General features: G+C 58.5%; 18 protein-coding genes and 2 tRNA genes. 8 read left to right on the plus strand and 12 right to left on the minus strand.

The genetic code is table 11. From position 1 onward, the window contains the following. Positions 1–241: 241 nt before the first annotated feature. The 4 genes from LJ360_RS10945 to sdhC are packed head-to-tail and all read right to left on the minus strand — an operon-like array spanning position 242 to position 3,453. Positions 242–946: a succinate dehydrogenase iron-sulfur subunit gene (locus LJ360_RS10945; RefSeq protein ID WP_091848246.1), complete on the minus strand. Its 705-nt coding sequence runs from the start codon at positions 944–946 to the stop codon at positions 242–244. 15 nt (positions 947–961) lie between these two features. Next, complete coding sequence (gene sdhA, locus LJ360_RS10950; protein ID WP_264993974.1) at positions 962–2,734, minus strand: succinate dehydrogenase flavoprotein subunit; 1,773 nt, start codon at positions 2,732–2,734, stop codon at positions 962–964. 3 nt (positions 2,735–2,737) lie between these two features. Next, positions 2,738–3,091 carry a succinate dehydrogenase, hydrophobic membrane anchor protein gene (gene sdhD, locus LJ360_RS10955; protein ID WP_091848248.1) on the minus strand — a complete coding sequence of 118 codons (354 nt, stop codon included), beginning with the start codon at positions 3,089–3,091 and terminating at the stop codon, positions 2,738–2,740. Beyond that, on the minus strand, positions 3,076–3,453 hold the full coding sequence (sdhC, locus tag LJ360_RS10960) for a succinate dehydrogenase, cytochrome b556 subunit (protein ID WP_091848249.1): 378 nt from the start codon (positions 3,451–3,453) through the stop codon (positions 3,076–3,078). The genes sdhD and sdhC overlap by 16 nt, the downstream gene beginning before the upstream one ends. Positions 3,454–3,963: 510 nt before the next feature. Here sdhC and gltA point away from each other — a divergent pair. Then, entirely contained in the window at positions 3,964–5,238 is a 1,275-nt protein-coding gene (gene gltA, locus LJ360_RS10965; protein ID WP_264993975.1) for a citrate synthase, read from the plus strand. Positions 5,239–5,663: 425 nt separating this feature from the next. Continuing rightward, entirely contained in the window at positions 5,664–6,533 is an 870-nt protein-coding gene (locus LJ360_RS10970; protein ID WP_264993976.1) for an NAD(P)-dependent oxidoreductase, read from the plus strand. A 326-nt stretch (positions 6,534–6,859) separates the two neighbouring features. On the opposite strand, the gene topA is transcribed toward LJ360_RS10970, so the two are convergent. The 3 genes from topA to fadB all read right to left on the minus strand — a co-directional run bounded on the left by topA (position 6,860) and on the right by fadB (position 13,102). Further along, a complete protein-coding gene (gene topA / locus LJ360_RS10975; RefSeq protein ID WP_264993977.1) occupies positions 6,860–9,493 on the minus strand; it encodes a type I DNA topoisomerase in 2,634 nt (877 codons plus the stop codon). A 259-nt stretch (positions 9,494–9,752) separates the two neighbouring features. Further along, entirely contained in the window at positions 9,753–10,928 is a 1,176-nt protein-coding gene (fadA, locus tag LJ360_RS10980; RefSeq protein WP_091848253.1) for an acetyl-CoA C-acyltransferase FadA, read from the minus strand. A gap of 26 nt (positions 10,929–10,954) precedes the next feature. Then, positions 10,955–13,102, minus strand: coding sequence for a fatty acid oxidation complex subunit alpha FadB (gene fadB, locus LJ360_RS10985; protein WP_091848254.1), 2,148 nt, complete (start codon positions 13,100–13,102; stop codon positions 10,955–10,957). A gap of 380 nt (positions 13,103–13,482) precedes the next feature. On the opposite strand from fadB, the gene LJ360_RS10990 reads away from it, so the two are divergent. Together LJ360_RS10990 and LJ360_RS10995 are read left to right on the plus strand one after the other, a co-directional pair. Continuing rightward, positions 13,483–14,295 (plus strand): hypothetical protein, encoded by an 813-nt coding sequence (locus tag LJ360_RS10990; RefSeq protein WP_091848255.1) that lies wholly within the window; start codon positions 13,483–13,485, stop codon positions 14,293–14,295. Positions 14,296–14,477: 182 nt separating this feature from the next. Next, positions 14,478–14,909 carry a universal stress protein gene (locus LJ360_RS10995; protein ID WP_264993978.1) on the plus strand — a complete coding sequence of 144 codons (432 nt, stop codon included), beginning with the start codon at positions 14,478–14,480 and terminating at the stop codon, positions 14,907–14,909. 75 nt (positions 14,910–14,984) lie between these two features. Here the strand turns inward: LJ360_RS10995 and LJ360_RS11000 are convergent, their stop codons facing one another. The 4 genes from LJ360_RS11000 to LJ360_RS11015 all read right to left on the minus strand — a co-directional run bounded on the left by LJ360_RS11000 (position 14,985) and on the right by LJ360_RS11015 (position 18,645). After that, complete coding sequence (locus LJ360_RS11000) at positions 14,985–16,931, minus strand: ATP-binding cassette domain-containing protein (protein ID WP_264993979.1); 1,947 nt, start codon at positions 16,929–16,931, stop codon at positions 14,985–14,987. An 8-nt stretch (positions 16,932–16,939) separates the two neighbouring features. Further along, on the minus strand, positions 16,940–17,743 hold the full coding sequence (locus LJ360_RS11005; RefSeq protein ID WP_264993980.1) for an MOSC domain-containing protein: 804 nt from the start codon (positions 17,741–17,743) through the stop codon (positions 16,940–16,942). A 113-nt stretch (positions 17,744–17,856) separates the two neighbouring features. Beyond that, positions 17,857–17,932 (minus strand) — tRNA-Gly (locus LJ360_RS11010). Between the two features lie 104 nt (positions 17,933–18,036). Beyond that, a complete protein-coding gene (locus LJ360_RS11015) occupies positions 18,037–18,645 on the minus strand; it encodes a DUF924 family protein (protein WP_264993981.1) in 609 nt (202 codons plus the stop codon). Positions 18,646–18,727: 82 nt separating this feature from the next. On the opposite strand from LJ360_RS11015, the gene LJ360_RS11020 reads away from it, so the two are divergent. From LJ360_RS11020 to LJ360_RS11030, 3 genes are all read left to right on the plus strand, one after another. Next, positions 18,728–19,105 carry a sirohydrochlorin chelatase gene (locus tag LJ360_RS11020; protein WP_264993982.1) on the plus strand — a complete coding sequence of 126 codons (378 nt, stop codon included), beginning with the start codon at positions 18,728–18,730 and terminating at the stop codon, positions 19,103–19,105. Next, on the plus strand, positions 19,098–20,012 hold the full coding sequence (locus LJ360_RS11025) for a TIGR01777 family oxidoreductase (RefSeq protein ID WP_264993983.1): 915 nt from the start codon (positions 19,098–19,100) through the stop codon (positions 20,010–20,012). The genes LJ360_RS11020 and LJ360_RS11025 overlap by 8 nt, the downstream gene beginning before the upstream one ends. A gap of 105 nt (positions 20,013–20,117) precedes the next feature. Continuing rightward, a tRNA-Glu gene (locus LJ360_RS11030) sits at positions 20,118–20,190 on the plus strand. 7 nt (positions 20,191–20,197) lie between these two features. Here the strand turns inward: LJ360_RS11030 and ccoM are convergent. Continuing rightward, complete coding sequence (ccoM, locus tag LJ360_RS11035; protein WP_264993984.1) at positions 20,198–20,335, minus strand: cytochrome c oxidase subunit CcoM; 138 nt, start codon at positions 20,333–20,335, stop codon at positions 20,198–20,200. 285 nt (positions 20,336–20,620) lie between these two features. Here ccoM and LJ360_RS11040 point away from each other — a divergent pair, with 285 nt between their 5' ends. After that, on the plus strand, positions 20,621–23,026 hold the full coding sequence (locus tag LJ360_RS11040; RefSeq protein WP_264993985.1) for an EAL domain-containing protein: 2,406 nt from the start codon (positions 20,621–20,623) through the stop codon (positions 23,024–23,026). Positions 23,027–23,050 lie beyond the last annotated feature (24 nt).

Consider the following 23,050-nt stretch of genomic DNA (forward strand, 5'->3'; position numbering starts at 1 on the left):
TTTTTACGGGATCGACTGTAGCCACCACAACTTACACGGATGTTTTCCGTTCCCCGGTGGTTTTTTATACTGAATCGGGCCGCAGCAACGCTTTTTGGGCATATGCTGCGGCACGATAGCTTGCCTTACCGGTCCCCACCTGCCAATGAGCCTTTGGTAGAAGGCTATTCAGCCAGGCGGAAGGCAGACCGGCGGCCTGACACTTCCAGAACAGTATAGCGGTCTTACAGCAAACCGCAGATCAGGTGGCCCGCTGCAACAACAGGTCGCGGATATGCCCGATAGCGCGGGTCGGGTTCAGACCCTTGGGACATACGCTGACACAGTTCATGATGCCGCGGCAACGGAACACACTGAACGGATCGTCCAGGTTGGACAGTCGCTCAGCCTGTGCGGTGTCACGGGTGTCCGCCAGGAAACGATAGGCCTGCAGCAGACCGGCCGGCCCGATGAACTTGTCCGGATTCCACCAGAACGAAGGACAGGACGTGGAACAACAGGCACACAGGATACACTCGTACAGGCCGTCCAGCTTCTCCCGGTCTTCCGGGCTCTGCAGGCGCTCGATGGCCGGCTCAGGCGTATTGTTGATCAGGTACGGCTGCACCTTCTCGTACTGCTGGTAGAACAGGTTCATGTCCACCACCAGGTCACGGATGACAGGCAGGCCCGGCAGCGGGCGCAGAACCAGCTTGCCATGCTTGACCACCTCGGAAGCCGGGGTAATGCAGGCCAGTCCATTCTTGCCATTCATGTTCATGCCATCGGAGCCACAGACCCCTTCCCGACAGGAGCGACGGTACGCCAGTGACGGGTCCTTCTCCTTGAGCAGGTTGAGCACGTCCAGCACCATCAGGTCCTTGCCTTCCGGAAGCTCCAGCTCAACATCCTGCATGTAAGGGGCGTTGTCAGTTTCCGGGTTATAACGGTAAAGGCTTACCAACATCTTGATCTATCCCCCTTAGTAAGTCCGGACTTTCGGCTCGAAGGTCGGAACCGTCTTCGGCGCGAAGTTAACGTCACGCTTGCCTACCCGTTTTTCGAGCGGGAAGTAGACAGAGTGCTTCAGCCAGTTTTCGTCGTCACGCTCGGTAAAGTCATTTCGGGCATGGGCGCCACGACTTTCCTTACGCTCTACAGCGGAGACTGCCGTTGCATAGGCAACCTCGAACAGATTGTCCAGTTCCAGCGCCTCGATACGGGCCGTGTTGAAAGCATTGCTCCGATCGGAAAGCTTGGTGCGGCGCACCCTTTCACCGATTTCGTCGAGCAGTTTCAGGCCTTTCTCCATGCTCTCACCGTCCCGGAATACACCAAAGTACAGCTGCATGCAGTTCTGAAGATCCTTGCGGACCTTGGCCACTTCTTCACCCTCTTCGGTGCTGTTGAGACGGTCCAGGCGAGCCATGGCCTTCTGGATTTCCTCGTCAGTGGCAGCGTCGATCTCGAAGCCATCGCGGATCATCTTCTCGATGTGCAGGCCGGCGGCGCGACCGAAGACCACCAGGTCAAGCAGGGAGTTGCCGCCCAGCCGGTTGGCACCGTGAACGGATACACAGGCAGCTTCGCCACAGGCAAACAGGCCTTCGATCGGCTTGTCGTTGCCGTTCTCGTCCTGGGTCAGGGCCTGGCCGCCCACGTTGGTGGGAATGCCACCCATCATGTAGTGACAGGTAGGAACAACCGGGATTGGTTCCTTGACCGGGTCTACGTGGGCAAAGGTACGGGACAGCTCACAGATACCCGGCAGACGCAGGTTGAGGGTTTCTTCCCCCAGATGGTCCAGCTTCAGCAGAACGTGGTCTTTCTCGGGACCGCAGCCGCGGCCTTCGAGAATTTCCAGAACCATGGAACGGGCCACCACGTCACGACCGGCCAGGTCTTTGGCGTTAGGTGCGTAGCGCTCCATGAAACGCTCACCCTCGCCGTTGATCAGATAACCGCCCTCACCGCGACAACCCTCGGTCACCAGGGTGCCAGCGCCGTAAATACCGGTCGGGTGGAATTGCCACATTTCCATATCCTGGACCGGGAAGCCGGCGCGCAGCGCCATGCCGACACCGTCGCCGGTATTGATCAGGGCGTTGGTAGTGGAGGCGTAGATACGACCTGCACCGCCGGTGGCCAGAACCGTCGCCTTGGCCTTGATGTACGCCACTTCGCCAGTTTCGATTTCAATGGCGACAACACCCACCACCTGGTTCTTGCTGTTCTTGACCAGGTCGACGGCGTACCACTCGTTCAGGAAGGTAGTCCCGCCTTTCAGGTTGGCCTGGTACAGGGTGTGCAGCAGAGCATGGCCAGTGCGGTCAGCCGCGGCACAGGTACGAGCGGCCTGGGTGGGATTGTCCGGACCCTTGGACTGGCCGCCGAACGGACGCTGGTAGATACGACCCTGCTCGGTACGGGAGAACGGCAGGCCCATATGCTCCAGCTCAAAGACCGCCTGGGGACCTACGGAACACATGTACTCGATGGCGTCCTGGTCACCGATGTAGTCGGAGCCCTTGACGGTGTCATACATGTGCCAGCGCCAGTCGTCGTTGGGATCGGCACTGGCAATCGCACAGGTAATGCCGCCCTGGGCAGAGACGGTGTGGGAGCGCGTCGGGAACACCTTGGTGATACAGGCAGTGTTCAGGCCTGACTCGGTCAGCTGTAGCGCGGCACGCATGCCGGAACCGCCGCCGCCGATAACAATCGCGTCGTAGGAAATGGTCTTGATATTAGCCATCTATTAAAGCCCCCAAAGAATCTGAATGCCCCAGACAACATATACGAACATCACGGTGCCGCAGATAGCCTGGAACAGGAACCGCGGCAGTGTTGCCTTGATGTAGTCAGTGGAAACCGTCCACAGACCGACCCAGGCATGTCCGCCAAGCGCAATCAGGGTGCCGAGACTGAAAATACGGAACCAGGTCTGACTGAACAGGCCGGCCCACGCTTCATAATCAAGGTCCGTTGTCAGCATGAAGCCGAGCAGGAAAATTGTGTAAAGCGCGAGCAGGTATGCACTGACGCGCTGGACCATCCAGTCATAGACGCCGCTGCGGCCGAGATTTGTTACGCTGTTCACTGCCATACCCATACCCCCGCAAGAACAATCAGGATCACCGAAATAACGATTGTGAGCTTCGCCGCCAGACGACCGCTCTTGAGCTCTTCACCGATACCCATATCCATCAGCAAATGCTTGATGCCGGCCACCAGGTGGTACAGCAGGGCGGACAGGATGCCCCAGATGATCAGCTTCGCCAGGAAGCTGTCCAGCAGTTCATTGACGCGAGCAAAGCCCTCTTCCCCGGACAATGACAGGTCCAGCCCGTACAACAGGAAGGCAACACCAACAAACATGATGACGCCACTGATGCGGTGCAGTATGGAAGTAATGGCAGGTAGCGGAAAATGAAACTTGCCGAGATCGAGATTAACTGGTCGTTTGCTATTCACAGCGCTCTCACACTCTCTCGTTGCTCCGCTTTTCCGGGCGAACCGGAGCGGATGGTTGGTATGAAGGATGACCGTGTCGGCACACCGTTGTGCCCGCACAGGTTATTCAGGAGGGAGGACATAACCGCAGACGTCGTTGCCGGCGTTCCGGCTTGGTTAGTCCCCGTTTCCGGGCTAGGGATTATAAGGAGTGCCCCCCGGAATTACAAACCGGCAAGTCTGGAAAACCCTGATACATCAGGCCACGGACTCAGCTATTGGGATGATTGACAAATGCTATTTGAGACTGAAAAAACAACAGTCTCACTTACCCTCGACAACGGAAAACAAACGCCTGTGGAGGAGCGGTGCCTGCCATTCTCCCCACAATCGGTTATGATGCCCGGATTGTTTCACGATGTTTTATCTCGCCGCGCATTGACAAAAAAAGCCAACACCCTATATTTTGCCGCCGGTTTACCAATAATACGCGCCTTCCCGCGCTACTAACGCTGATAACAGGAGAGCACCATGACCGACAGGAAAGCAACGCTCTCGGTGGGTGACAAATCCATTGAGCTTCCGGTTTATTCAGGCACCGTCGGCCCTGACGTCATCGACGTTCGCGGCCTCGTCCAGGAAGGCGTTTTCACTTACGATCCGGGCTTTGTATCCACCGCGGCCTGCGAGTCTGCCATTACCTATATTGATGGTGCCCAGGGGACCCTGCTGCATCGTGGCTATCCCATCGATCAGCTGGCCGAGCATTCCGACTACCTGGAAGTTTGCTACCTGCTGCTCAATGGTGAACTGCCCACCCCGGAACAGAACAAACAGTTCCACACCACCATCAAGAACCACACCATGCTGCACGACCAGATGCGCAACTTCTTCCACGGTTTCCGCCGGGATGCGCATCCGATGGCTATCATGTGTGGTGTAGTGGGCGCCCTGTCCGCCTTCTATCATGACCAGATGGATGTTGCCGACCCCCGTCAGCGTGAGATCACTGCCCATCGCCTGATCGCCAAGATGCCGACCATTGCGGCCTGGTGCTACAAGTACTCCATCGGTCAGCCGTTTATGTACCCCCGCAACGACCTGAACTACGCAGAAAACTTCCTGCATATGATGTTCGGTGTGCCCTGCGAGGAGTACAAGCCGAACCCGGTTCTGGCGAAGGCCATGGACAAGATCTTTATCCTGCATGCTGACCACGAGCAGAATGCATCCACTTCGACTGTACGCCTGGCCGGCTCCACCGGCGCCAACCCCTATGCCTGTATCGCATCTGGTATAGCTGCCCTTTGGGGACCGGCCCACGGCGGTGCCAACGAGGCGGTACTGGATATGCTCGCTGAAATTGGTGACGAGAAGAACATCGAGCAGTTTATCGCCAAGGCGAAGGACAAGGACGATCCCTTCCGCCTGATGGGCTTTGGCCACCGGGTTTACAAGAACTTCGACCCCCGCGCCAAGGTTATGCGTGAGACCGCCCACGAGGTACTGCAGGAACTGGGTCTGGAAGACGACCCCCTGCTCAAGATCGCCCAGCGCCTGGAGAAGATTGCCCTGGAAGACGAGTACTTCGTGGAGCGCAAGCTGTACCCGAACGTGGACTTCTACTCCGGCATTATCCTGAAGGCCATTGGCATTCCGACGTCCATGTTTACGGTGATCTTTGCCCTGGCTCGCACCATTGGCTGGTACAGCCACTGGAACGAAATGGTGTCTGGCAACTACCGCATCGGTCGTCCCCGTCAGCTTTATACCGGGTCCGACAAGCGGGATTATCCGAAGAAGTAAATCCTGCCTTTGTTGGCTGGAACTACCTGAAGGCCGCCGGGGTTTCCTGGCGGCCTTTTTGATTGCAGGGGACGCAAATTCTGCCGGGTGTTTCGGTTGTATGGCTCGCTTGCCAGCTTATGGTGTTCGTTCTGTCTCAGGCTGCTTGCTTGGGTGAAAGGCGGCCGGCCAGTGGGGTGCTCTTTCGCCTCCGCAATTCACGGTCCATCCGTGGACCGGCCTTGCTCCGGGGCATCCCTGCACCTGCTCTGAAAGAGCACCCCACTACCCGCCCACCCCAATCCCCTGGGTAGCACCAACCCCAACCCACTGAATGAAGCGATAAATGCCAGCGACATTGAACCCCCTGCCTTTAACAACCTGAGTACATCTGTAATCATCGATGCTTAAACCAAACAACAAGCTGGAAATTAGGAGAACGGCGGATGAAGAACATTGCGTTTATCGGCCTTGGAGTAATGGGCTATCCAATGGCCGGACACCTGGCGAATGCCGGGCTAACGGTCAATGTCTGGAATCGCAGTGCCGAGAAGTCCAGTCAGTGGGCCAATGAATACGACGGTGAGGCCTGTATCACTATTGCCGACGCCGTCCATGGCGCCGATGTGGTCCTGACCTGTGTAGGGGCCGATCCGGATCTGCGGGAGGTTTACCTGGGTGACCAGGGCATTATCGCCAACGCGCCAAAGGGCGCTGTACTGGTGGATCACACCACCGCTTCCGCCGGCATTGCCGAGGAGCTCAGCGAAGCGGCGTCTGCCGCCGGCCAGCACTTTATCGATGCGCCCGTGTCAGGTGGCCAGCAAGGGGCGGAGAACGGCCAGCTCACCATCATGTGCGGCGGAGAGGAGGATGCCTTTACCCGGGTCAGCAAGACCCTGAGCCTCTATGCCAGGGCCCTGAACCTGATGGGACCGGCCGGCAGCGGCCAGAAGACCAAGATGGTGAACCAGATTGCCATTGCCGGGCTGGTACAGGGTCTGTCCGAGGCCATTCACTTTGCCGAGCAGGCGGACCTGGATGTGTCGAAGGTCATCGACGTGATCTCAAAGGGGGCCGCCCAGTCCTGGCAGATGGAAAATCGTTCAGCCACCATGATCGCTGGTGAATTTGATCATGGCTTTGCGGTGGACTGGATGCGCAAGGACCTGGCCATCTGTCTGGAGGAGGCACGCCGCAATGGCGCCAAGCTGCCGGTAGCGGCGCTGGTGGACCAGTTCTATGCCGATGTACAGGACATGGGAGGAAAGCGCTGGGATACGTCGTCGCTTGTGCAAAGGCTTCGGAGGAACTGATCGTTTACAATGGAACCCCGCCCTTCGACAGGCTCAGGGCGAACGAAAATTTTTAATCCCGGGAAACACGCGCAGGTACGTTTTTGTGGCAGCTTCGGACACCTTGGCAAGCCGAGCATCCTGAGCCTGCCGAGGGGCCTGTCACCCTGAGCCTGTCGAAGGGCCTATCACCCTGAGCCTGTCGAAAGGCGTCACACGCTGAGCGTGTCGAAGGACCGACCATCCCGAGGGGCCGATCGCCCTGAGCCTGTCGAAGGGCCGACCATCCCGAGGGGCCGATCGCCCTGAGCCTGTCGAAGGGCCGTGGATTCCGTGGCCAAAAGCTCCTATTTCTTCTTGTCCCGCGGCACCCAGCGCCCGTTTTCATACCACGCTGACCAGCCGGTCGCCTTGCCGTCCTTCTCGGACATGACGTACTGCTCCTTGCTCTTGCGGCTGTACCGGATGACTGTGGGATTGCCCTCCGGGTCTTTCTCCGGTGCGTCCATCAGGTAATCGTACTTCGGGTCGATTTCCTTACGATGGGGTTTGATCTCCATCACCAGGGGCGGACGTGTCTCCCGGTTCTTGGGGAACTTGCTGGCCGCCAGGAACAGGCCGGAGGCACCGTCCCGCAGTACATAGGTGTCGTCCACTTTCTGACACTGGAGTTCCGGCATGGGCACCGGGTCCATCTTGGGCGGTGCCGGTTCGCCGTTTTTCAACAGCTTGCGGGTATTCTTGCAATCGGGGTTGGTGCAGCCGAAGTACTTGCCGAAACGGCCGGTCTTGAGCTGCATTTCAGAACCACACTTGTCGCACTCCAGGGTGGGCCCGTCATAGCCCTTGATACGGAAGGTGCCCTCTTCCACCTCGTACCCAGAGCAATCCGGATTGTTACCACAGATGTGCAGTTTGCGTTTCTCGTCGACCAGGTAGCTGTCCATGGCAGTGCCGCACTTGGGGCAGCGACGTTTCTTGCGCAACAGGCGGCTCTCGCCCTCACCTTCCACATCATCATCCGCGCTGACCACTTCATCACCTGAGACCAGGTTGATGGTGGTCTTGCAGCGCTCCTTGGGGGGCAGCGAGTAGCCAGAACAACCCAGGAAGACCCCGGTGCTGGCCACCCGGATCTGCATATTGCGGCCACAGCTGGGACAAGGAATATCGGTTTCCGTGGGCGTATTACTGCGCATGCCGCCTTCCGGCTTCTCCGCCTCTTCCAATTGCTTGCGGAAGCGGGCGTAGAAATCGTTAAGGACTTTCTTCCAGTCCTCCTCGCCTTCGGCGATATCGTCCAGTTCGTCTTCCATGCGCGCCGTGAAGTCGAAATCCATCAGGTTCGGGAAGGACTCGGACAGCCGTTCGGTGACAATGTCACCCATTTTCTCGGCATAGAAGCGACGGTTCTGGAGCCGGACATAACCCCGGTCCTGGATGGTGGAAATGATGGACGCGTAGGTTGATGGCCGGCCAATCCCCTGCTTCTCCAGTTCCTTGACCAGGCTGGCTTCCGTGTAGCGCGGTGCAGGCTTGGTGAAATGCTGGGTTGGGTCCAGTTTTGCCAGGTCCAGCACCTCATCCACCTTGATATCCGGCAGGGCGACATCTTCATCTTTCTTTGCAGACTGTGGTGCCGCCTTAAGGAAACCCTCAAACTTGATAATCCGGCCACGGGTACGAAGCTCGTAGTCACCGTTGGCAACAACGATAGAGGTGCTCAGGAACTCGGCATCTGCCATCTGGCAGGCCAGGAACTGCCGCCAGATCAGTTCATACAGTTTCTCGGCATCCTTTTCCAGGCCACTGATATTACTAGGCTTTCTTGTAACTTCCGTTGGGCGAATCGCCTCATGTGCTTCCTGGGCACCCTCCTTACTACCATAGACTCGCGGCGCTTCAGGCAGGTACCTGTCACCGAACTGTTTGGCAATATAGTCACGGGCGCTGCTGACCGCGTCCTGGCTCAGGTTGGTGGAGTCGGTCCGCATGTAGGTGATGTAGCCGGCCTCGTACAGTCGTTGCGCCAGCATCATGGTCTTCTTGACACTGAAGCCCATCCGGTTACTCGCCGCTTGCTGCAGGGTCGAGGTTATAAAGGGAGCAGAGGGCCGCGAGCGGGTCGGCTTGTCTTCACGCTTGTCTACCCGAAACTTGCCCTGCTCCAGACGGGCAACATGTTCGCTGCTCTGTTTCTCGTTCTCCGGGCGGTAGGCCTTGTCCTGGTATCGGGTGACCTCAAAACGGACCGGTGCGTCGTTTTTCTTCAGGTCCGCATGCAGCTGCCAGTACTCTTCCGGTACAAAGCTGCGTATCTCTTTTTCCCGCTCCACGATCAGGCGGACGGCAACGGACTGTACACGTCCGGCAGACAGCCCCCGGGCAATCTTGGACCACAACAACGGCGAGACCATGTAACCCACGACCCGGTCAAGGAATCGGCGGGCCTGCTGCGCGTTTACCCGGTTAGTGTCGAGGCTGCCGGGATCCTCAAAGGCCGCCTGGATGGCGCGCTTGGTGATCTCGTTGAACACCACGCGACGGTACTTGTCTGGCTCGCCACCAATGGTTTCCCGCAAGTGCCAGGCGATGGCCTCCCCTTCCCGGTCCAAATCCGTTGCGAGGTACACGTGGTCGGCATTCTTCGCCAGCCGCTTGAGTTCGCTGACCACCTTTTCCTTGCCCGGCAGAATCTCGTAGCGGGCCTGCCAGTCATGGTCGGGGTCAACGCCCATGCGGGCGATCAACTGTTCACGGGCCTTACGTTTCTTGTACGTGGCCTTTTCGTCCGGATTCATCTTCCGGGTCTGGGCGGCCTGGCGGGCACGCTCCTTGGGGTCTGAGGTGGAGCCACTGCCGCTGACGGGCAGGTCGCGAATATGACCAACACTGGACTTTACAATGAAATCGTTGCCCAGATACTTGTTGATGGTCTTCGCTTTGGCTGGCGACTCGACGATAACGAGACTTTTACCCATATCAGAGACATTACCCCTGGAAACAGTTCAATAAATAGCCAGACTTCAAACCGCAAGAAAAATCAGCCAACTGGAGTGCCTGCGGTGGCTGGCCGGAGCGCATAGGTGCACTGTTTTACAGTGTCAGCAAAGTCAAGACAACCCATACTTTGATTTTTGGTAAAGCTATAACACATATCGAAAGTGGGCCCTGACGGCACCATGATCAAAAAAGCCCGGCACTGGGCCGGGCTTTTTCGGGCTTGCTGTCAATCCAGGTTTACACCCGTTCCCAGACCGTTGCGATGCCCTGGCCGAGGCCAATACACATGGTGGAAACACCCAGGTTACCACCACGGGCCTGCATGATATTCAGCAGGGTGGTGGAAATCCGGGCACCGGAGCATCCCAGCGGATGGCCCAGGGCGATGGCGCCACCGTTCAGGTTGACCTTCTCGTCCATCACGTCCAGCAGTTTGAGATCCTTCAGCACTGGCAGGGACTGCCCGGCGAAGGCTTCGTTAAGCTCCCAGAAGTCGATGTCGTCGACGGTCAGGCCTGCGCGCTTCAACGCCTTTTTGGTAGCCGGCACCGGGCCGTAGCCCATGATCGCAGGATCCACACCGGCGACCGCCATACCACGGATCTTCGCGATCGGGGTCAGCCCCAGGGACTGGGCCTTCTCGGCCGACATCATCAACATGGCGGACGCGCCATCGGTGAGCTGGGAGGAAGTGCCGGCGGTAACGGTACCGTTTTTCGGATCAAACGCCGGTTTCAGCTGGCCCAGGGACTCAGCGGTGGTTTCCGGGCGAATGGTCTCGTCCTCTTCGATCAGCTTGACGAAGCCGTTCTCATCATGGCCTTCGATGGGAACGATCTCGTTTTTGAAGCGGCCTTCCTGCGTGGCTTCGTGGGCCAGGCGGTGAGAACGGGCACCAAACTCGTCCTGCTGCTCGCGGCTGATGCCGTGCATCTTGGCCAACATTTCCGCGGTCAGGCCCATCATGTTGGAGGCCTTGGCGGAATACTTGGAAGACGCCGGGTTATGGTCAAAGCCCTCGGTCATGGGGATGTGGCCCATGTGTTCCACACCACCGATCACAAACACATCGCCATTGCCGGTCTGGATAGCCTGGGCAGCGGTGTGAATCGCAGTCATCGAGGAACCGCACAGGCGGTTTACGGTCTGGGCGCCCGCTTCGTGGGGTACGCGGGTCATCAGGGAGATGTGGCGTGCCACGTTGAAACCCTGCTCCTTGGTCTGGTTAACCGCGCCCCAGATCACGTCTTCGACGTCTTTCGGGTTGAGCTTGGGGTTGCGGTCCAGCAGTGCATCAATCAGCGCGGCAGACAGGTTCTCGGCGCGAACGTTGCGGAAGCAGCCGTTCTTGGCACGACCCATCGGAGTCCGCACGCAATCCACTACGACAACGTCTCTCGGATTAAGGCTCATAGATCTTTCTCCGTTCGGAATAGGGTTCAGCCGAAGAACTTCTCGCCGTTCTTCGCCATTTCACGCAGCTTCTCGGTCGGGTGGTACAGCGGCCCCAGGTCTGCATACTTGTCTGCGAGTTCGACGAACTTGTCGACGCCCATGTCATCGATATAGCGCAGGGCACCACCACGGAACGGAGGGAAGCCGATACCGTAGATCAGGCCCATATCGGCGTCTGCAGGCTCTTCGACAATGCCGTCTTCCAGGCAGCGAACGGTTTCCATGCACAGGGGGATCATCATGCGGGCGATGATGTCCTGGTCGGTGAATTCCTTCTTGTCCTGGACAACCGGCTCAAGCAGCTTGTAAGTCTCTTCGTCGACGACCTTCTTCTGCTTGCCCTTGCGGTCTTCCTCGTAGGCGTAGAAGCCCTTGCCGTTCTTCTGACCGTAACGGTTGTTCTCGTACATCACGTCGATGCCGGATTTCCAGTCGGTCTTCATGCGATCCGGGAAGCCTTCTGCCATCACTTCGTTGGCGTGCTTACCGGTGTCCATGCCCACCACGTCCAGCAGGTAGGCCGGGCCCATGGGCCAGCCAAAGTTTTCCATCACCTTGTCTACACGCTGGAAGTCGGCGCCGTCGCGAACCAGGCCAGCAAACCCGCCGAAGTACGGGAACAGCACACGGTTCACCAGAAAGCCCGGGCAGTTATTGACCACGATGGGGGTCTTGCCCATGGCCTTGGCATAGGCCACGGTAGTGGCGATGGCACGGTCACTGGACTTCTCACCACGGATGACTTCCACCAGCGGCATCATCGGCACCGGGTTGAAGAAGTGCATGCCGCAGAAGTTTTCCGGGCGCTTCAGGTTGGTCGCCAGGGTATCGATAGAGATGGTAGAGGTGTTGGACGTGATAATGGTGTCATCAGACACCTGGTCTTCAACCTCACGCAGCACGGAATCCTTGACCTTCACATTTTCCACGACGGCTTCCACAACAATGTCCACGTTGCCGAAATCGCCATAGCTCAGGGTCGGTCGGATGTTGTTCAGCGCGTCAGCCATCTGTTCGGGCTTCATCTTGCCCTTGGCAACCCGCTTGGACAGCAGCTTCTTGGCCTCCTTCAGGCCCAGGCTGATACCGTCTTCATTGATATCCTTCATCAGGATGGGTGTGCCTTTATAGGCAGACTGATAGGCAATACCGCCACCCATGATGCCTGCGCCCAGTACCGCAGCCTGCTTGACCTCAGCAGCTTCCTTTTCCCATTGCTTGGACTTGGCCTTGAGCTTCTGGTCATTCAGGAACAGGCCCACGAGGCAGGCCGCCACGTTGGTCTTGGCCATCTTGGCGAAGCCCTTGGCTTCCACTTCGATTGCCTTGTCACGGGGCAGGCTTGCGTGTTTCTGCATGACCTTGATGGCTTCTACCGGTGCCGGGTAGTTCTTGCCAGCCTGGCCGGCCACGAAACCCTTGGCGGTCTCGAAGGCCATCATGCTTTCCATATTGTTCAGCTGGATCTTGCCCTTCTTTTCTTCACGGCGGGCCTGGTAGTCCAGCTTGCCTTCGTTGCACTGGTCGATAATGGCACGGGCGGCGTCAACCAACTTGTCCGCTTCCACGACCGCATCTACCGCGCCCACTTTCAGGGCCTTGTCGGCACGGTTCTCGGAGCCCATGCAGATCCATTCAATGGCATAGTCCACGCCGACCAGGCGAGAAAGGCGCACGGTACCGCCGAAACCCGGAAAGATGCCCAGTTTTACTTCTGGCAGCCCTACCTTCGCCTTGCTGTCCATAACCCGGTAATCGGTGGCCAGGCCCATCTCGAAGCCGCCACCCAGGGCCATGCCATTAATGCAGGTGACCGTCGGGAATGGCAGGTCTTCAATGTCGTTGAAAACGGCGTTGGCAGTGAGGTTGTTGTTGATCAGCTCTTCCTCAGGGCCGGCAAACAGGTCGGTGAACTCGGTGATATCGGCACCGACGATGAAACTGTCCTTACCGCTGGTGACCACCAGCCCCTTGAGGCTGCCCTGCGCCTTCAGCTTATCGGTGGCAGCACGCAATTCCTCGATGGTGAGGCGGTTGAACTTGTTAACTGACTCACCCTGCAAGTCAAAGTTCAGCTGCGCGATTCCGCCTTCGATCTCTTTTACGGTGATGGCTTTACCTTCGTAAATCATCAACTGATCTCCAGTCTGTGTTAATTGCTGTGCCCAGCCCGCGATCCACGGAACCGGCCTGACAGCGGATTGTCGGTCACTGCCTTGACACCCCTGTACCAAGCGGGCATCAGCCTTCGGACCAAAAATTCATACAGTCGTTTGAATCCGGAGGGCACACCTTGTGAAAAAACAGCGATTTTGTCAATCAATTTGTGACACGAGCCCAACGCGGCCGGGAGGGCTGACTTCACCGGGAAACTGCAAAATTCCGTAAAATCGCGGAACGACGTCGCAATCTATAACGTCGCGCTTGATTGGCCGTAAGGCTTAATTTAGCTTTGTGACCCGGATCCCGTCCATTCCAACAAGAAAGCGCATCTCCATGGAGTACCGCCCCGATGAATAACTCTCGCCTCCGCTTACCCTCTGTTCTGGCAGCACTGGTCTTGCTGCTGGTCAGCTCGTTCTCGGTTCGTGCCGATGAAGGTGCTGCCTTTCTCCGTGACCTCCACGAGTTCCGGGTGAACAATTTCATGGCGCTCAGCAACTACTATCGATATAGCGCAACCAATGACGCCGCCGCCGAGGCCGCCATCAAGGAATTGATGGGCGAGGCCACCCGCAACCTGCAGGCGGTATCCGAAAGCGGCGCCAACGTTCTGACGGCTGACCAGGTTGCCTCCCTGCGCAGCGAGTTCGGCACCTTCAGCGAACTGATGGCGCAGAACGTCAGCGACGTTACCGAGATTGGCTACCCCGACCTGCGACTGGTGGGGGAAATGGCCAACCAGGCAGTCACCTTGAGCAACGTTGCCCAGGAGCTCTATGCCCAGGCCCGGGACAGCTCCCAGACCCCGGTCAAGCCGGAAGTTGAAACTGCCCGCTCGGCGTCCGTGCTGATGGCACAGATGCTTTCCCGTTATGCCGCCCGTTCCTACAGCCCGGTCACCCAGACGTTCCAGGGTGCCTCCGGCCTTGCGCCCCTGGATGAGCAGGCCCGTGAACTGGACAAACTGATCGGCGAATTCGTAACGTCTACAGGTCAGGGAAACCTGAGGGGCACGGCAGTAGAAATCAAGACCAAGTGGGGGTTCATTCGCGATTCCTACATTAACTACAACAAGCAGAACGTGGTTTTCGTGATAGAGCGCTATTCCCGCTCGATCCTGGAAGAACTGAACGCCGCTGTATCATCTCTGCAGAACGCCTGATTACCGACCAGACCCGCCTCCGTTCCTCGAAACGGGCCATCTTCGGATGGCCCGTTTTTCGTTATTTGACCCCAGTCAGTTTACAGTGGTGTAAACTTGCCTAAAGTGTTGGGTAATCAATCCGGAGTGGGCACGCTTCAACCAGGCAAGTCCCGCTCTTCCCTGAACAAGGAGTAGTGTCTATGTCTGTATACAGCAAGATCATGGTAGCGATCGACCTCACTGAGGAGGCGCCGCAGGTACTCAAGAAGGCCGTATCCCTGAGCGAGCAACATAATGCTCAGCTGTTGCTGGCCCACGTGGTTGAGCCGGTGGGCTATGCCTATGGCGGCGATATTCCCATGGACCTGAGCGAACTCCAGGATCAACTCGACAAGGCGGCGCGGGAACAGCTCGCTACGTATGGCAAGGAGTATGGCATTCCTGCTGAAAACCAGATTGTGACCGTGGGCCGGCCGGAATCCGAGATTCACCACCTGTCAGAAGACAAGGGCGTGGACCTGGTGGTGGTGGGTAGCCATGGCCGCAGTGGTATCCAGCTTTTGCTGGGCTCAACGGCCAATGGCGTGCTGCACGGTGCCAAGTGTGATGTGCTGGCGGTCAGGATTCACTGATTCCTTGCAGGCGCCCGTGACCGGCTTCGGTGGGCGCCTGCAACCGCTGGTTTCTGGTAATGCCCCGGGTGGCAATCAGCCGCCGTTCTGCATCTCTTCCAACTCCATCCAGCGCTCCATGGCTTGTTCCAGGCTCGCCTCGGTATCAGCCAGTTCTTTGAGCACTGCGTTCACCGCCTCGGTCCCCTGCTGATAGAAATCCGGCGCCGACACCTGCCCGTTAAGGGATTCGAGCTGTGACTCCAGGGCCTCGATCTGGCCCGGCAACTGTTCAAGTTCCCGTTTGTGTTTGTAGCTGAGCTTGGCTGGCTTCTTCTCTGTGGCAACCACAGATGCCGTAGCTTTTCCCGACTCCGAAGCACTGGCGGCTCGAGGACTCGCTCCCTTACCGGATCCGGATTCCCCTGGCTTGGATGACTCAAGTTCGGTCGGAAAGCGGCCACCCTGGCGTCGCCAGTCGGAATAGCCACCCACGTATTCCCGGACCTGCCCGGAGCCGTCGAGGAACAGTGTATCGGTGGCAATATTGTCGAGGAATTCCCGGTCGTGGCTGATCACGATAACAGTGCCGGCAAAGTCCACCAGCCGCGCTTCCAGCAGTTCCAGGGTTTCTACATCCAGGTCGTTGGTAGGCTCATCCAGCACCAGGATGTTGGCGGGCTTGCTGAACAGCTTGGCCAGCAGCAGACGGGCGCGCTCGCCACCCGAGAAAACCCGCACCGGCGACCGTGCCCGTTCCGGGGAAAACAGGAACTCCTGCAGGTAGCCCAGCACATGCTTCTGCTGACCATTGATTTCGATAAACTCACGGCCTTCCGACAGGTTATCCAGCGCGTTGCGCTCCAGGTCCAGTTCACCGCGCAGCTGGTCGAAATAGGCCACCTGGCGATTGGTACCCAGGCGGATGTGGCCTTCACTCGGCTCCAGGTCACCCAGCAGCAAGCGGACCAGGGTGGTCTTGCCAGTGCCGTTCTCCCCCACCAGGCCAATCTTGTCCCCCCGAAGGATTGTCAGGGTGAGGTCCCGGATAACCTCCCTGCCATCCGGATAACGGAAACCGGCGTGGGAGGCGTCTACCACCAGCTTGCCGGACCGTGAGGCATCTTCCACGGAAAAGCTTGCTGTTCCGACCCGCTCTCGGCGCTGACGTCGTTCTTCCCGCATGGCCCTGAGCGCCCTCACCCGGCCCATGTTCCGGGTACGGCGGGCCTTGATGCCCTGGCGAATCCAGGCTTCTTCCTGTTTCAGGCGCTTGTCGAAGAGTGCATTTTGTCGCTCCTCCTCCTCCAGGGCCTTCTCTTTAAGCTCCAGGTACTTGTCATAACTGGCCGCAAAGCTGACCAGGTGCCCCCGATCCAGCTCCACAACCCGGGTAGCCATACGACGGATAAACGCACGGTCGTGGGATACGAACACAATGGCGCCGCGGAACTGGGCCAGCGCGTCCTCGAGCCAGGCAATGGCCGGTACATCCAGGTGGTTGGTGGGCTCGTCCAGTAACAGGATGTCAGGCTCTGCCACCAGGGCCTTTGCCAGCAGTACCCGGCGCTGCCAGCCGCCCGACAATGTGTTCAGGGTCTGGTCAGGATCGATGCGGTACTGTTGCAGGATCGCCGTTACTTTCTGGTCGAGGCGCCAGCCATCCAGCGCTTCCAGTCGCTCCTGCACCTTCATCATCTCATCGAGGGAGGCTTCATCCGCCTGATGGGAAAGGTGGTGAAACCTCGCCAGGAGTTCACCGGTTTCCGGAAAGGCACCGGAAACCACGTCGTAGGCCGTACGGGTATCGTCTGTGGGCAGCATCTGGGGCAGCACCGCCAGCTTCGCACCGCTGTCGAGACGCACCACCCCGCCGTCGGGAGTCACGTCACCGGCTATGATCTTCAGCAGTGTGGACTTGCCCTCACCGTTGCGGCCCAACAGGCAGACCCGCTCACCGGGCTCGATTACCAGCGAGGCGTGGTCCAGTAAAGGCTGCATCCCGAAGGCCAGGGAAATGTTCTCAAGGGTCAGCAATGGCATGACCGGTGTTACTCCTTTGATGCAATGAGCGTCACCGGATCCCCGACACGCAGGGTACCCGGGCTCTGATGTACTCCGTTGACACCGAACATCACGCCGTCATCGGTACGCCGGAAACCCGCGAGGGTTTTCAGGGGTTCGCCCTTGGGGCAGCGTATGCCGGTGTCCGGGTCAACGGTGGTCATGATGCAACGGCTGCAGGGTTTGACCAGGTCGACGGAGACCTCGCCAAGCCGAATGGAACGCCACTGGTCCTCATCCCAGGCCGGTGCGCCTTCCACCACGACGTTTGGGCGAAAACGCCTCATATCACCGTATCCTGGTCTCCGTGAAGCCAGGTCGTCCAGCGAGGATTGGCTGGTGACCAGGAACGGGAAGCCATCCGCGAAGCTGACCGGATGAACCTTAGTCAGGCAATCGTGCCGCGCCGGCCGGGTGACGTTCTCCGGCATGTATACCAAGGTAACGGTGCTGCCCAGGAACTCCGAGAGCGCCCCTGACGCATCACGGCCGGCTTCGACAACACCAGCGACCTGGTCACGCCAGACGGTTACTTCCCGCTCCCGGTTACCCACCGTCACAGTCACAATGCCCTGCGCCGGGATATCCAGGACCAGCTGGCCATCATCGGAGAATGCCGGTTTTATTTGCACAAGTGCAGGATACTTCCGCTGGGTCACAAACCGACCTTGCTCATCTACCAGCATCCAACGCCGGTCATTTACCGGTCCAAACCGGTCAAGGGGCAAGGTATTGGTAGCGATTCCGGCCAGGGACTTGACCGGATAATAGTAGAGCGCTTTGATCTTCATGGGCATGCAGGCCTGGCTGGCTACAGAAACCGCGCCAGTATACTGAAGTTCGGCCGCAGTGAGGGGGCCTGAGACGAAAAAACCCGGCCATTTCTGGCCGGGTTTTCGGAATCTGGAGCGGGAAACGAGATTCGAACTCGCGACCCCAACCTTGGCAAGGTTGTGCTCTACCAACTGAGCTATTCCCGCTTGTCGAAGGCGCTTGGCCTGTCAACGGCTGCGTATTCTACTGATCGGACCGAAGCCGTCAACCGTTTTGTTAAAAATTTTTGAACCCTCGTGTCATCGTTAACTCAGCCCTGCCCATAGCTCTTGCCCCCACCGCCCATGTAGGCTTCCTCCGCCGGTGTCGAACGCCGCTTCAGGGCCCGGTTGCGGTGAGGAAAGCGCCCGAACCGCTCGATAACTGACTGGTGGTCCCTTGCCGACTCCAGGAAACTGGCCAGGAAGGCCCCCAGCGGCCCACCCTCCATGGCCGCCAACTGTTCGTAAAGGGCCACGGAACGTTCCTGGTGCGCCGACTTTTCCGAATGCTGGAGAGGCATGTAGAAAAAGGCCCGCTGGATGGGAATCAGCCTGGTGTCAGCCCCTGCCTCCAGCCCTTCAAGGCACAGGGCGATAGCCTGCCGGTCATTGGAAAAGGCAAGTTCACCCCCCCGGTGAATATGTCGGGTAAACTGGTCCAGCAGAATGATTTCTGCCAGCCGTCCCCCGGGCTCCCGACGCCAGTGATCCAGGCCGTTCTCGGAGGCAAACAGCACCATGGAAATGAAACGGCGGCGGATTTCCTGGTCAAAGGCCCGTGAAGACCGGAACCACCTTTCCCGATGAGCCTTGTCAGGTAGCCCGTGTTGGTCCAGCGGGCCAAACCAGAAATCCAGAAGTTCATGCCAAGCGAACATATAGTCTCCGGCTGTTGGTATTCGCAGTCAGGATTTCGCAGTTATACACTGATTCTGAAACCCGCCAAAGGAGCCCAGACCCATGACGGCCAGAACACGGATTCTGTTACTCGCCCACGGCAGCAGCGACCGTCGCTGGTGTGAAACCTTCGAAGCGCTCGCCGCACCAACCCTCGACAGCCTGCCTGAAGCCCGGGTGGCCTATATGGAACTGGCCGAACCCTCACTGGAAGCCGAGGTCGAGAAAGCCGTAGCTGAGGGTATAACCGACATCCGTGTGGTACCTCTGTTCCTCGCTGCCGGTCGTCACCTGCGCAAGGACGTCCCGGCCATGCTCGATGCCTACCGCGACCGCCTGGGGGTGCAGGTTACCCTGCTGCCCCCAATCGGTGAGGATCCGCGACTGGGGCTGGCACTTAAGGACATTGTCGCTGATTCCCTGGAGGCCACCCATGACTGAAGGAGCCGTCTTGGTCACCGGTGGCACCGGATTTATCGGTCAGGTTCTGTGCCAGGAGCTGATCAAGGCCGGCTACAGCGTCGATGTTCTGAGCCGGCAACCGTCCGAGGCAGTACGTGCCCTTTGTGGAAGAGTGACACCCATCCGGGAACTGTCCGCCATCAATGGCAGCCGGGGCTATGACATCGTGGTCAACCTCGCCGGAGAGGGAATCGCCGAGAAACGCTGGAGCGAGACCCGCAAGCAGGCACTCAGGGACAGTCGTATTGCCCTGACCCGGGAGCTGGTCACCGCGCTGCTCAGCTGCGACCGGCTGCCAGCGGTTATGGTATCAGGCTCTGCGGTGGGCTTTTACGGGGATCAGGGGGGGCGCCCTGTCACCGAATCCAGTCCCCCCAAGGACGAATTCAGCCACCGCCTGTGTGCGGACTGGGAAAAGGCTGCCGCACCGTTGGCTGACAAGGGCGTAAGGGTCTGTTATTCGCGTACCGGCGTGGTCGCAGGCCGCGATGGCGGGTTCCTGGAACGCATGGTACTTCCTTTCCGACTGGGGCTTGGCGGCCGTATAGGTTCCGGAGTGCAATATATGCCCTGGATTCATCGCCGGGATGTGGTAAGGGCGATCCTGTGGATGGTGGAGAACGGGGACGCTCAGGGAGCTTATAACGTGGTCAGTCCCCACCCTGCAACGAATCGCGAGTTCACCCGTACCCTTGCCCGGGTGCTTGGGCGTCCGGCAATACTTCCGGTACCTGCGGTGGCACTGAAAGTTGCACTGGGAGAGATGTCCCGCCTACTGCTGACCGGACAGCGGGCGCTGCCAGAACGCTTGCAGGCAGGGGGATTCAGCTTCAGCTACCCTGACCTGGAACCGGCACTTCGCGAGGCACTTGACCGTCCTGCCTGAAGCGTCGCGGTCAGTTAAAGGATTTTTTGCCGGCAATAGTTGACACCCGCAAGGCGCATTCTTAATATACGCGCCACCTCGACGAGGCAAGGTTTTGAGGAATGCGTCCCCTTCGTCTAGTGGCCTAGGACTCCGCCCTTTCACGGCGGCAACAGGGTCGAACCCCTAGGGGACGCCACTCTTTCTCAGTGACCGTGGGTTTTACGGTCCGTTGCCTTTACAGCCTTGTGTCGGGCATCCCTTAGCACGAAATAACCTACTGCGGCCATAAAGCCGACCATCAACAGTACGGTTCCTACACCAGCGATTACTACCGCGTCCATATACATGGCTTATCCTCCTGTGGATGCTAGGTTCAACCTGTTTCTGAATCCAGATTACGCCTGCCCTCGCGAGTTGATCTTGACGTGTATCAATAGCGTACACGGCTTTTAACCGGTCTTTTTGGGCGACGCAGTTGATACGGAACACGCACTGATGACGACAGACTGCTATAGTTCGAGAAACACGTGTATGGCATTTCATCAATTCCGATAATACCTTGCGTTATTACCGCATTGATGGCAGCTGCCAGAATTTTCACCCAGGAAGACAAACTGACAAACGGGATGCCCAGATTGATTTCGCGTCTTCAGCAGTTTCGCCGCGGCTCGCCCCTGTCGTTCCGTTTGCTGGCGTATATCCTGCTGTTCAGCTCCGTATTCACCTTGATTGCCTCCGGCTTGCAGATCTACACCGATTTCCGGAAAGACGTCTCAGTCATCGATGACAGGCTCCATGTCATTGAAACCGGCTATCGCTCCAGCCTGTCCCGCAGTCTGTGGGCCCTCGACCAGAACCTGATCCAGATACAGCTCGAAGGCATACTGTCACTGCCGGATATCGTACATCTGCGCCTTCGCATCTACCCTGACTCGGAGCTGGTAATGGGTGAACGACCCAAGAACGGCACAGCCATCCGTCAGCACAGCTTCCAGATTGGCCATCAAGGGAGCATTGATACCCAACTGGGAGAGTTGGTCGTCACAGCCTCCCTAGAGCGTAGCTACAGCGACCTCCAACAAAGGATCTGGGTTATTCTCACCACGCAGTTTTTCAAGACCTTCGTGGTATCGATCCTCATTGTCTGGATCCTGCGCCAGCTGGTTACCCGCCATCTGTCGAGGATGGCCTCCTACGCACGTAACTTTTCCCTCGAGAACCTGGATGAGCCACTGAAGCTTGACCGACCTGATACCCTCCGCTATCGGTCAGACGAGCTCGGCCAGGTGACCGATGCGTTCAATCAGATGCGTGAGCGACTCACTGAGGACCTCGAACGCCGCAAGCGGGACGAATCTGAAATCCGGAAACTGTCCATGGCCGTCGAACAGAGCCCTTCGTCGGTAATGATATGCGACCGACAGTGGCGTATCGAGTTCGTCAACCAGAAGTTCAGCCAGCTCACCGGCTACCCGGCAGACCAGGTCCTTGGCCAACGCCCGGGGGATCTCGCCCTGGGGGGAAGAAATACCCGAAGCACCCAGCAACTGTGGCAAACCATCCGCCTTCAGGTGCAACGAGTGGGTGTCTGGCAGGGAGAGGTGAACAGTGTTCGCCGTAACGGCGACCGCTTCTGGGAGCAGATTGTGGTGACTTCTATCAAGGATCCGGAAGGTCGCGTCACCAACTTCCTGGTCGTGGGCGAAGACATTTCCATTCGCAAACGCTACGAACAACAGCTGTTGCGCCAGGCGAACTATGACATCCTTACCGGCCTGCCGAACCGGATGCTTGCCCTTGACCGGCTCAAGCTGGCCCTTGCCCAGGCGCAACGGGAAAACACCCTGGTGGGGGTGATGTTCCTCGACCTGGATAACTTCAAACACATCAATGACACCCTGGGCCATGATGCCGGTGACACCCTGCTGGTGGAGGCTGCCCGACGGATTTCCGCCAGTCTCCGCGGAACCAGCACCGTGGCCCGTCTCGGTGGTGACGAATTTCTGGTGGTATTGCCTGGCCTGAAGGATCCTGGCGACACCGAGCAGGTGGCAGACCGCATTCTCGCCGGATTCAGCACACCCTTTGTCCTGGGTGGGCAGGAAGTGTTCGTCACCACCAGCATCGGCATCGCGATCTACCCATCCGATTGCGACAATTCCGGCACCCTGCTTCAGAATGCCGATGCGGCCATGTACGAGGCCAAGCACAAGGGCAAGAGCGCCTGGGAGCGCTTCGCGCCAGAGATGAAAGAAGTCTCCCACGAACGACTGCAGATGGAGTCCCGCCTGCGCCGGGCCCAGGAGCTGGATGAGTTCGAGCTCTGGTTCCAGCCCATTGTGGAAACTGCGACCGGCCACGTCACCGGCGCCGAAGCATTGTTGCGGTGGAACAGCCCTGTGATGGGCCTGATCATGCCGGACAGGTTCATTCCGCTTGCCGAAGAAACCGGTATGATCATTCCGATTGGTCGCTGGGTCCTGGAACAGGCATGCATGGCGGCCCGACGCTGGCAGGAGGCAACCGGGCGGGAGTTGCAGATCGCGGTCAACGTGTCCCCCCGGCAGTTCCGCGATCCTGAGTTTGTCGAGTCGACGCTGGAAATCCTCACTGCCTGCGATTTGCCGCCGAATCGACTGGAAATGGAAATCACGGAACGCCTTATACTGGACAACAGTATCGAAACCGCTACCATCCTCCGGCAACTGGACGAGGCCGGTATCCGCCTGTCGGTCGATGACTTCGGCACGGGCTTTTCCGCCCTCAGTTACCTGAAAAGCTACCCCTTTGATTCCCTCAAGATCGACAAGGCCTTCGTGGCCGATGTAATGGTGTCTGGGGATAATGCATCCCTGGTCCTCGCCATCATCAACATGGCCCACAGTCTCAAACTGACGGTAGTCGCCGAAGGGGTTGAAGAGCCGGCCCAGCAGGATTTCCTCAGGGAACATCACTGCGACTTTGCCCAAGGCTATCTTTACAGCCGGCCAGCCCCCGAACCAGACTTCGTGGCCTGGCTCCGGGATCATTGAGCCGACACTGAAAATACCGGAACT

Source organism: Marinobacter sp. AN1, from assembly GCF_026013985.1.
Lineage (GTDB): Bacteria > Pseudomonadota > Gammaproteobacteria > Pseudomonadales > Oleiphilaceae > Marinobacter > Marinobacter segnicrescens.

Coding starts and splice junctions, on each gene's coding strand:
- LJ360_RS10945 (WP_091848246.1), bottom strand. CDS start 946: ATGTTGGTAAGCCTTTACCGTTATAACCCGGAAACTGACAACGCCCCT.
- sdhA (WP_264993974.1), bottom strand. CDS start 2,734: ATGGCTAATATCAAGACCATTTCCTACGACGCGATTGTTATCGGCGGC.
- sdhD (WP_091848248.1), bottom strand. CDS start 3,091: ATGGGTATGGCAGTGAACAGCGTAACAAATCTCGGCCGCAGCGGCGTC.
- gltA (WP_264993975.1), top strand. CDS start 3,964: ATGACCGACAGGAAAGCAACGCTCTCGGTGGGTGACAAATCCATTGAG.
- LJ360_RS10970 (WP_264993976.1), top strand. CDS start 5,664: ATGAAGAACATTGCGTTTATCGGCCTTGGAGTAATGGGCTATCCAATG.
- topA (WP_264993977.1), bottom strand. CDS start 9,493: ATGGGTAAAAGTCTCGTTATCGTCGAGTCGCCAGCCAAAGCGAAGACC.
- fadA (WP_091848253.1), bottom strand. CDS start 10,928: ATGAGCCTTAATCCGAGAGACGTTGTCGTAGTGGATTGCGTGCGGACT.
- fadB (WP_091848254.1), bottom strand. CDS start 13,102: ATGATTTACGAAGGTAAAGCCATCACCGTAAAAGAGATCGAAGGCGGA.
- LJ360_RS10990 (WP_091848255.1), top strand. CDS start 13,483: ATGAATAACTCTCGCCTCCGCTTACCCTCTGTTCTGGCAGCACTGGTC.
- LJ360_RS10995 (WP_264993978.1), top strand. CDS start 14,478: ATGTCTGTATACAGCAAGATCATGGTAGCGATCGACCTCACTGAGGAG.
- LJ360_RS11000 (WP_264993979.1), bottom strand. CDS start 16,931: ATGCCATTGCTGACCCTTGAGAACATTTCCCTGGCCTTCGGGATGCAG.
- LJ360_RS11005 (WP_264993980.1), bottom strand. CDS start 17,743: ATGAAGATCAAAGCGCTCTACTATTATCCGGTCAAGTCCCTGGCCGGA.
- LJ360_RS11015 (WP_264993981.1), bottom strand. CDS start 18,645: ATGTTCGCTTGGCATGAACTTCTGGATTTCTGGTTTGGCCCGCTGGAC.
- LJ360_RS11020 (WP_264993982.1), top strand. CDS start 18,728: ATGACGGCCAGAACACGGATTCTGTTACTCGCCCACGGCAGCAGCGAC.
- LJ360_RS11025 (WP_264993983.1), top strand. CDS start 19,098: ATGACTGAAGGAGCCGTCTTGGTCACCGGTGGCACCGGATTTATCGGT.
- ccoM (WP_264993984.1), bottom strand. CDS start 20,335: ATGGACGCGGTAGTAATCGCTGGTGTAGGAACCGTACTGTTGATGGTC.
- LJ360_RS11040 (WP_264993985.1), top strand. CDS start 20,621: ATGCCCAGATTGATTTCGCGTCTTCAGCAGTTTCGCCGCGGCTCGCCC.